Source organism: Rhizobium sp. FKY42, from assembly GCF_005222835.1.
Classification (GTDB): domain Bacteria; phylum Pseudomonadota; class Alphaproteobacteria; order Rhizobiales; family Rhizobiaceae; genus Neorhizobium.
The window spans coordinates 171,643-181,191 of sequence record NZ_STGA01000008.1; the positions used below are offsets into that span (position 1 = coordinate 171,643).

Consider the following 9,549-nt stretch of genomic DNA (forward strand, 5'->3'; position numbering starts at 1 on the left):
GATGAACGCAGCCATAGACTGTCCTTTCACCGGTTAACCAGAGCGGAAAACCTGTCGCATTGTGGTTTGACGAAAGCTCCAAAGTTACCCTCCCAGGAACATGAGAATATATAAATTTGGTGTAATAATCGGCGTCTAGATATTTTCGATTTTCATTATTGGCATCCGAATAGATAACGGAGACTATTCCATTGATTTGCTTTGCCTTGGTTCAAAATATCTATTTGTTATCATGTAATCATGATCTATATTGTGAATGCTCGATTTCTCAGGTGTTGATGATGGACAGTCTGCTCAGCTTGCGGGTTTTCGCAGCCGGTGCCGAATTGCGGGGCTTCGCCGCGGCCGCAGGGCGGCTTAAACTCTCAGCAGCCATGGCCGGCAAGCACCGTCAGAAGCTTGAAAAATGCTCGCGACGCGGCTGCCGCAACGAACCGGCCGGAGCGTCAGCCTGACGGACGACGGCATAATCTATCTTGAGCGCGTTCGTCGAGCAGGCCTGGCGCAGCAACAAGATGAAACAGTGGGTCGGCCAGACCAGATTTCCGACCTAAATGACAAGCCGTTTCTCTGCTATTCTCCGTACGGAACAGATGGTCGTTTGCGTTATGAGGAGGGCAACAGGATCGTGGACCTACAGTTCAAACCGGTGTTCCGCAGCGACCATGAGCAGCTTCTTCTTCAGTGCGCCAGGAAAGCAATGGGGTTCATTTTTCTTGCCCGCCATCTTGGCGGAGGAGGAATTCTCTAACGGCAGGCTGTAGCATGTCTTGCCCAGCGTAATCCACGTCGCACCACCGCTTTATGCAGTCTATTCCTCCAGCGAAGATAACAACATTCCTGGACTTCATCCGCCATCGCAGCAATCTTGTCTGGCAGAGCACCGGTGATGAAACACCGACGGAACCGGACCCATTGTAGCAACACAACGAGCGATTTGGTTACGGTTTGAGCGCCATTCAGCGCACTCCCGATACCGAAGGTGGACATGGCGGAAGAGGTGGGATTCGAACCCACGGTACGCTTTCACGCACGCCGGTTTTCAAGACCGGTTCCTTAAACCACTCGGACACTCTTCCATGTCTGCCGACGCAAAGCGCGACGGCGCGGCTGGGAGCGGTTTATAGTGATGTGATGGCTTGCGTCAACTGCACTCGTACCGCACGCGACTGATTTTGCGTGATCGTTAGGCATTGGCGCGCATCCGAGCAGAACAATGCCTGAAACAGTCGTCGTGCACGGCTGGGGTTTTAGTCAAATATTAACCATATTTGCGAGTAATTTTAATTATCCACTCTTTTGGATCGCAATTTGGCCACGTTGAGGGCAAAACTTCACGCACATGAGAGCGGCGGGGTCTCGGCCTTTGCGTGCTCGCCGTTTCGGGACGGCGCCTGTAATGTGTTATGCGTGGGGCAAGAGTTTGAGTTCGCGAAAGAATAAGCTCGTTTTGGGTGCGAAGTGGCTTGGCGTCGCCTTTGTTTGTGCAAGCATGGCATCCTGCGCCTCCACATCCAACACGCCGACGGCGGCGAAAAAGAACAAGCCCAAAAGCAAAGAATACTTTGCGGAGAGCGAATATGGCGTAAAGGCCAGCCCGCGCGTGGTGGCTGACGGCCAACCGGTGCCCAAGGGCGGCGGTCGCTACATGGTGGGCAATCCTTACGAGGTCAAAGGCAAGGTTTACGTTCCGAAAGAAGATCCCAACTACAACAAGACGGGATTGGCTTCCTGGTACGGTTCCGCCTTCCACGGGCGTTATACCGCTAACGGGGAGGTCTATGACAGCGAACACCTGTCAGCGGCTCACCCGACATTTCCGCTGCCGAGCTACGCCCGCGTTACCAACATGGATACCGGCTCCTCCGTTGTCGTTCGTGTGAATGATCGCGGTCCATTCCATCCGGGTCGTATCATCGACGTTTCCGACAAGACGGCTGAACTTCTCGATTTCAAGCGGATCGGTACGGCACGCGTTAACGTGCAGTACGTCGGCAAAGCTGATCTCAGTGGTCACGACATGCCCTACTTGATGGCATCCTATGTGCGAAAGGGCAGCCGCCTGCCGGGTATCTATCCTGATCCGCAAATCGCAACAGGCGTGATGGTGGCTTCCAATCAGCCGCTAGGAGATCAGCTGCAGAGCTTTGCCCGCAATGGTGGCGTGCCCACCGCCGCGGCACGCCCAACCGCACCTAAAGCAGCAAAGCCGGAAATGCGCATGCCCGCCGCGCCAGTGATGTCGCAGACCGCCGCAATATCCGCTCCAAAGCCGGTTCAGACGGCGGCACTTTCCGCACCCAAGCCAAGTGACCGACCGGCCAATCTTCCAAATGCACGTCCGCCAATTGCAACGGCCGCGCCCGTTGTAGCGCCAGTAACCTCCAGGCCAGTGGCGGTACCGGCTCATGCGCCTCAGCCCGCGCAAGTGGCGGTTGCCACATCTCAGCCGAAGAATGCAGTGCAGCCTGTAAAGCGCAACGCTACTCCCGCTTATACGTCTGAAACAGCCTATGCTGCACCGGCAAAGCGCGCACCAAGCGGGCCGCAGGTCGTTTTTGGAAATGTCATTCTGCGCGATGACGGAATGATGCAACAGGTCAACGATTCTGCAGGGCAAAAGCCTGTCAAGCGCTGATCCCTTGGTTGCGCAGGCGCCACTGCACTGCTAGCTAGGCAAGCATGCGCTTGACGAGTTTTACCATGATTTGCGGCTATACCCGTTCGACGCTTCTGATGGTCGCCGCCATGGCTGGCGGCCTTTTGGCTGCCAGCCATTCGGTTGCGCAGGGCTTAGCCGATCTGAAGGCGAAGCAGGTTTATCTGGTTGAGTCAAAAAGCGGGACGGTGCTTCTCGCACAGAATGAAAACCAGGCTTTTCCTCCCGCCTCGCTTGCAAAGCTTATGACCATGGATCTGGTGTTCGAAGCGCTCAAGCAGGGTGAGATTCAACCGGACAAGACCTTTCCCGTATCGGAAAACGCATGGCGAACCGGCGGCGCACCGTCTGGCACGACGACCATGTTTGCTGCTTTGCGATCACAGATCCCAGTGATGGATCTCGTGCGCGGCGTCGTGGTTCATAATGCCAATGATGCCTGCATCATCCTCGCAGAAGGCATCTCTGGAAATGAGGCCAGTTTTGCTGCCCGGATGACCGCCAGGGCGAGGGACCTCGGGCTGACGCGCACCACATTCGGCAATTCGACGGGTCTGCCCGAACAGGAGAGCCGTACGACGGCCCGCGATCTGGTTGAACTTGCCCGCCACATTCACACGACATATCCGGATTTCTACAAGCTTTACAGCCAGCCCGACTTTACCTGGAACAAGATTTTCCAGCGCAACAAGAATCCACTTCTTTCTCTGGGAATCGGCATAGACGGACTGGGGGCAGGCTATGCCGAAGGTGCCGGTTTTGCAGCCGTTGCGTCGGTGGAGCGCAACGGCACGCGGCTGTTCATCGCGCTCGGCGGACTGCAAAGCGACAAGGAACGTGCCGAGGAATCACGCCGGATCCTGGAATGGGCGCTCAGTTCCTTCGAAACCAGAACTGTTTTCAAGGCACAGGAGGTCATCGGGCAGGCCGCCGTTTATGGTGGTGCTCGTTCGCACGTGGATCTTGTGGCAAAGGATTCGGTGGACGTCTATGTGCCGACGAAGAACCCGGAGCGGCTATCGGGGCGCATTGTCTATCAATGGCCTTTGCGTGCGCCGATTGAGCAGGGGCAACAGATCGGTACCTTGCGGATTTCGGAAGGCGAACGCGAGATAAAGACCGTACCGCTCTACGCAAATTACGCGGTTGGCGTCGGTGGACTTGTGTCAAAGGCCACGGATGCCGTACTGGAACTCATGCTCTTCTGGCTGTGATGTTCAGCCAGTCGATCCGATCAACTTTGGCACGATGCAAGAATGGCTGATCAGCCTTTTCGGTGCCCGGAGCAACAATGAGCGAGACTGAAGCCAAAGGCTTGTTCGTGACATTCGAAGGCGGGGAAGGGGCTGGCAAGTCCACCCAGATTCGCCGGTTGGCCGGAAGCCTGAAGGACAAGGGCCATGATGTGTTGGTGACGCGCGAACCGGGAGGTTCGTCGGGTGCGGAGGCGGTGCGGCATGTTCTCCTTTCAGGTGGGGCCGAGCGTTTTGGCGTGCGCATGGAAGCCATGCTGTTTGCAGCGGCACGGAATGACCATGTGGAGCAAGTCATCCGGCCAGCGCTTAGCTCGGGCAGGGTGGTGCTGTGCGACAGGTTCATCGATTCGTCACGCGTGTATCAGGGCATAACAGGAAATCTGGATGCGGCCTTCGTCGATGCTCTCGAGGAAATTGCCATTGATGGCGTTCGTCCTGATCTGACGATCATACTAGACCTTCCAGCTTCGATTGGTCTTGCCAGAGCGCGTCGGCGAGGCGAGGCGGAAGGGACTTCAGTGCAGCCGGACCGCTTCGAAAAGGAAGAAGTCGAGGTTCACGAAAAACGCAGGCAGGCGTTTCGCGAAATTGCTGAAGCTGCCCCTGAACGCTGTCGGGTGATCGATGCTCAACAGACCGAGGAGGAGGTCGCAAGCGAGATCATCGCCATTGTGACTACCATGATGCGAGAGCGCGGCGGCACGGACATCCCACGATGAGCGAGATCAGCGGCGCGGTGTTGGATGGAGCGATCCCACCACAACTGAACAACCGTTTGTTCGGGCATGAACATGCCGAGAATTTTCTGGCGCGCTTCTACAAATCCGGGCGCAGCCATCATGCGATTCTTATTGAGGGCCCCGAAGGGATTGGCAAGGCAACGCTTGCCTTCCGGTTTGCAAACCATGTTCTTTCCCACCCAATTCCCGAACAGGCGCCGGATCATCTGCCGGATCCTGATCTCAACAGTATGGTCAGCCGACAGATCGCGTCAGGCGCTTCGCACAATCTGCTGCATCTTTCGCGCCCCGTTGACGAAAAAACCGGGAAGACAAAGACCGCCATTACCGTTGACGAGGTGAGGCGGGCAGGGCACTTCTTCTCGCAGACCTCCGGCACAGGGAACTGGCGGATCGTCATTATCGATCCAGCAGACGATCTCAATCGCAATGCTGCCAACGCAATTCTCAAGATCCTTGAAGAGCCACCGAAGCGTTCCCTCTTCCTGGTTCTGAGCCACGCGCCGGGCAAGCTCTTGCCGACGATCCGTTCGCGCTGCCTGCCGCTGAAGCTGAACCCGCTTTCGACCGATGACCTTACGCAAGCGCTTGGTCATCTGCAGATTGAACTGGACGGCGGTCAAACCGCGCTGAACGTGCTCGGCTCTGCTGGCGGTAGCGTCTCGCAGGCGCTGAAGCTTCTGAACTATGGCGGCACAGAGATCGTCTCGGCCTTCGACGATATTCTCGCAGCGGAAGGACCTTCGGCACGGCGCGCGATGCACAGACTGGCGGATGTTCTGTCCGGCAAGGATAACGACGTGATCTTCGGTTTCTTCCTTGATCACATCTCCAACCATCTGATGCGCAGAGCGCGCGATGCGGCCCTTGCGGGCGATCTCATGCAGGCGGACCGTGTATCCCGTCTGGTCTCGGAGATCGGCGAGCGCATCTCGATCTCGCAAGGGTACAATCTCGACCGCAAGCAGACCATACTTTCGCTGCTCGAAGACATTGCCCGCTGAGATTACGCAACTTGCTTGTTTCGCGATGCCGAAACATGGGGTAAGACGCGGGCGATAGAAATCACGAACTGAACGCTGGCTTTAATGTCCTCAAAAACGCCCTACTACATTACGACCGCCATTTCCTATCCCAACGGCAAGCCGCATATCGGCCATGCCTATGAGTTGATCGCGACCGATGCCATGGCCCGCTTCCAGCGGCTGGACGGCAAGGACGTGTTCTTCCTGACCGGAACGGATGAACACGGCCAGAAGATGCAGCAGACGGCGCGGAACGAAGGCATCACACCCGCTGAACTCGCTGAGCGGAACTCCAACGAATTCCGCGAGATGGGCAAGCTCCTAAATTCCTCCAACGACGACTTCATTCGCACGACTGAGGCGCGTCACCACGCGACCGTGCAGGAAGTGTGGCGCCGCATGGAGAAGAACGGCGACATCTACAAGGACAGCTATGCAGGCTGGTACTCCGTTCGCGACGAAGCCTATTATCAGGAAGAAGAGACGGAACTGCGCGCTGATGGCATGCGCTATGGCCCGCAAGGAACGCCGGTCGATTGGGTGGAGGAGGAGAGCTATTTCTTCAAACTGTCCGCCTATGAAGACAAGCTGCTGAAGCTTTACGAAGACCAGCCGGATTTCATTGGTCCGAACGAGCGCCGTAACGAGGTCATTTCATTTGTCAAATCAGGCCTCAAGGATCTTTCGGTTTCGCGCACCACATTCGACTGGGGCATTAAGGTGCCCGGCGACGACAAGCATGTGATGTATGTGTGGGTCGATGCCCTGACCAACTACATCACCGCCACCGGCTATGTGGAAGATGAGAACGGACCACGTGCGAAATACTGGCCAGCGGATGCGCATATCATTGGCAAGGATATTATCCGCTTCCATGCCGTTTACTGGCCTGCCTTCCTGATGTCGGCGGGTCTGCCGCTGCCAAAACGCGTCTATGCACACGGCTTCCTGCTCAACAAGGGCGAGAAGATGTCAAAGTCGGTGGGTAACGTGGTCGATCCGGTCAATCTGGTGAACCATTTCGGTCTCGATCAGGTGCGCTATTTCTTCTTGCGTGAAGTCTCGTTCGGTCAGGACGGCAGCTATTCGGAAGAGGGCATTGCAACCCGCATCAATGCCGATCTCGCCAACGGGATCGGCAATCTGGCATCGCGTTCTCTGTCGATGATTGCCAAGAACTGCGAAGGCAAGATCCCGGAACCCGGCCCGCTGACCGATGCGGACAAGGCCATTCTGGCAACGGCCGACGAGGCAATCGCTATCTGCCGCGAAGAAATGAATCGCCAGCAGATCCATAAGGCGGTGGCGGCTGTGATCAACATCGTCAACGAAGCCGACCGTTATTTTGCGGCACAGGAGCCCTGGGTTCTGCGCAAGACCGATGTGGCCCGCATGGGAACTGTGCTTTGGGTGACGGCGGAGGTGGTGCGTCAGATTGCAATTCTCTTCCAGCCGATCATGCCTGCTTCCTCCGCCAAGATCCTTGATCTGGTTGCCGTTGCGCCGGAAGATCGCGTTTTTGCCAAGCTGGGTGAGGCGGGTCGCATGAAGCCCGGTACGATGCTGGAAGCGCCAAGCCCGGTGTTTCCTCGCTATGTCGCCCCGGAAGCAGACAAGGCCTGATAGTCGAAATGCTGATTGATACCCATTGCCATTTGGATTTTGCCGACTTTGATGCGGAGCGCGACGAGCTTGTAGCCCGCGCGCACGTAGCCGGTGTGAAGCAGATGGTGACGATCTCGACACGCGTGCGCAAGCTGCGAACCTTGCTGGACCTGACAGAGCGTTACGACAGCGTTTTCTGCTCGGTGGGCACGCATCCCAATAATGCGGGCGATGAGTTGGACGTAACCGCCGACGAGTTGGTGCGGTTGGCTGAAAGCCATGACAAGATCGTGGCGATCGGCGAGGCGGGTCTCGATTACTTTTACGACACGCAAAAGCCGGAAGACCAGCAGACCGGCTTGCGCCGTCATATCGAAGCTGCACGGCGCACCCGGTTGCCGTTGGTGATTCACAGCCGCAGCGCCGACGACGACATGGCTGCCATGCTGCGCGAGGAAACGGAGAAGGGAGATTTTCCTTTCATTCTCCATTGCTTCTCCGCCGGTCAGGCGCTGGCGGATACAGGTGTCGAGCTTGGCGGCTTCGTTTCCTTTTCCGGCATCCTGACGTTTCCGAAATCCGAGGACATCCGCGAGATTGCCAAAACGATTCCTCTCGACCGGCTACTGGTGGAGACGGATGCGCCTTACCTTGCACCGAAGCGCTGGCGCGGCAAACGCAACGAGCCGTCTTACGTGGTCAATACAGCGGAGATACTGGCCGAAGTGAAGGGCGTTTCCTACGAGGAGATGGCGCAGATCACCACAGAAAACGCCTTCCGCTGCTTCTCAAAGATGAAGAAGGTCGCGTAAGTGCTGGCAAAGGGTTACAGGCTGCGGTTCACCATACTGGGATGTTCGTCGTCTCCCGGAGTGCCGCGTCTGGATGGTGACTGGGGTGCCTGTGATCCCCTGGAGCCAAAGAACCGACGTCGGCGCGCATCCTTCCTTGTGCAGCAAATCGCGCCGGATGGGCAGATGACCACCGTTGTCATCGACACGGGCCCGGACTTCCGCGAACAGATGATTTCCGCCGGTGTAAAGCGGATCGATGGCGTTCTCTACACGCATGCCCACGCGGACCACCTGCATGGCATTGACGACATTCGTGGCTATTTTCATTCGCAGCGGATGCGCATTCCCATCTGGGCCGATCCGTTCACCATGGAGCGCATCCGCGCCGGTTTCGGCTATTGCCTGGAAACGCCGCCCCGCGGCAATTATCCGCCCATCGTCGCGCCAAACCTGATAACTGATCTCAACCAACCGGTGATCGTCGAAGGGCCGGGGGGTGCAATCCCATTCATGGCGCACAGGCAGTTCCATGGCGACATCGAATCTCTCGGTTATCGAGTTGGAAACGTTGCGTATTGTAGCGATGTGAGCGGCTTTCCGCCTGACACACCGGCAAAGCTTCTCGGGTTGGACATGCTCGTGATCGATGCGCTTCAATATCGTCCGCATCCCAGCCATTATTCGCTTGGCGAAGCGCTGGAATGGATTGAAAAACTGGCGCCGCGTAAGGCTTTGCTGACGCATATGCATATTCCGTTGGACTACTGGACGGTGCAGCAGGAAACTCCCGACCATGTTGAACCAGCCTATGACGGGCTGAGTTTCGAAGTACACGCAGAGGATTGACCCCGATGACGCTGCTGGTCTGGAACGGCATTCTGATCGGACTCGCAGCGACCATCGCCATGGATCTCTGGGCCGTCATTCTTTACCTGGTCTTCAAGCAGAACAAGCCGAACTGGGCGCCAGCCGGACGCTGGTTCCACCGCGTGGCGCGCGGACATTTTCTCCATCAGGATCTTACAGCGATCACGGCATTTCCGCAGGAACAGGCGGTTGGCTGGTTTGGCCATTATGCAGTGGGTGTGCTTTACGGCATGATCTTCGCACTGATCATGGGACCGACGTGGTTTACAGCACCGACATTCGTGCCAGCCTGGATCTTTGGGATCGTCACCATTGGCGCTGGCTGGTTCATCATGCAGCCGGGCATGGGACTGGGAATTGCTGCGTCCCGCACGCCGAACCCAAACAAGGTGCGCCTGCTGAACTTTGCCGCTCACACGGTCTTTGCTTTGGGCCTCTATGTGGCAGCACTTGCGCTGGCGTAAGACAGCTGGACGACCAAAAGGTAGAGCGGGGATGCAGCTTTAAGTGGATTATTGGTTAAATCAAAGATTGTGTCAAAGCCGAATAGGGTTGCGACAGGTTGAGCCCGATAGAGACGCAACACATTAAGAGTGTCGCTTG

General features: G+C 56.9%; 9 protein-coding genes and 1 tRNA gene. 9 read left to right on the forward strand and 1 reads right to left on the reverse strand.

What is annotated here, in order from left to right; genetic code table 11:
• Positions 1-406 precede the first annotated feature (406 nt).
• A complete protein-coding gene (locus E8M78_RS04950; protein WP_137133994.1) occupies positions 407-751 on the forward strand; it encodes a hypothetical protein in 345 nt (114 codons plus the stop codon).
• 238 nt (positions 752-989) lie between these two features.
• Here the strand turns inward: E8M78_RS04950 and E8M78_RS04955 are convergent.
• Positions 990-1,079, reverse strand: a tRNA-Ser gene (locus tag E8M78_RS04955).
• A 320-nt stretch (positions 1,080-1,399) separates the two neighbouring features.
• Between E8M78_RS04955 and E8M78_RS04960 the strand changes: the two genes are divergently transcribed.
• From E8M78_RS04960 to E8M78_RS04995, 8 genes are all read left to right on the forward strand, one after another.
• Positions 1,400-2,638, forward strand: a complete 1,239-nt coding sequence (locus E8M78_RS04960; RefSeq protein ID WP_137133995.1) for a septal ring lytic transglycosylase RlpA family protein — start codon at positions 1,400-1,402, stop codon at positions 2,636-2,638.
• A 50-nt stretch (positions 2,639-2,688) separates the two neighbouring features.
• Positions 2,689-3,873, forward strand: coding sequence for a D-alanyl-D-alanine carboxypeptidase family protein (locus tag E8M78_RS04965; RefSeq protein ID WP_246658227.1), 1,185 nt, complete (start codon positions 2,689-2,691; stop codon positions 3,871-3,873).
• Between the two features lie 77 nt (positions 3,874-3,950).
• On the forward strand, positions 3,951-4,634 hold the full coding sequence (tmk, locus tag E8M78_RS04970; RefSeq protein ID WP_137133996.1) for a dTMP kinase: 684 nt from the start codon (positions 3,951-3,953) through the stop codon (positions 4,632-4,634).
• Positions 4,631-5,659 (forward strand): DNA polymerase III subunit delta', encoded by a 1,029-nt coding sequence (locus E8M78_RS04975; protein WP_137133997.1) that lies wholly within the window; start codon positions 4,631-4,633, stop codon positions 5,657-5,659. The genes tmk and E8M78_RS04975 overlap by 4 nt, the downstream gene beginning before the upstream one ends.
• 84 nt (positions 5,660-5,743) lie before the next feature.
• A complete protein-coding gene (gene metG, locus E8M78_RS04980; protein ID WP_137133998.1) occupies positions 5,744-7,303 on the forward strand; it encodes a methionine--tRNA ligase in 1,560 nt (519 codons plus the stop codon).
• Positions 7,304-7,311: 8 nt separating this feature from the next.
• Positions 7,312-8,097, forward strand: coding sequence for a TatD family hydrolase (locus E8M78_RS04985; protein WP_137133999.1), 786 nt, complete (start codon positions 7,312-7,314; stop codon positions 8,095-8,097).
• Between the two features lie 3 nt (positions 8,098-8,100).
• Positions 8,101-8,925, forward strand: a complete 825-nt coding sequence (locus E8M78_RS04990; protein WP_137134018.1) for an MBL fold metallo-hydrolase — start codon at positions 8,101-8,103, stop codon at positions 8,923-8,925.
• 5 nt (positions 8,926-8,930) lie between these two features.
• A complete protein-coding gene (locus tag E8M78_RS04995) occupies positions 8,931-9,410 on the forward strand; it encodes a DUF2938 domain-containing protein (RefSeq protein WP_137134000.1) in 480 nt (159 codons plus the stop codon).
• The last annotated feature ends 139 nt before the right edge of the window (positions 9,411-9,549 follow it).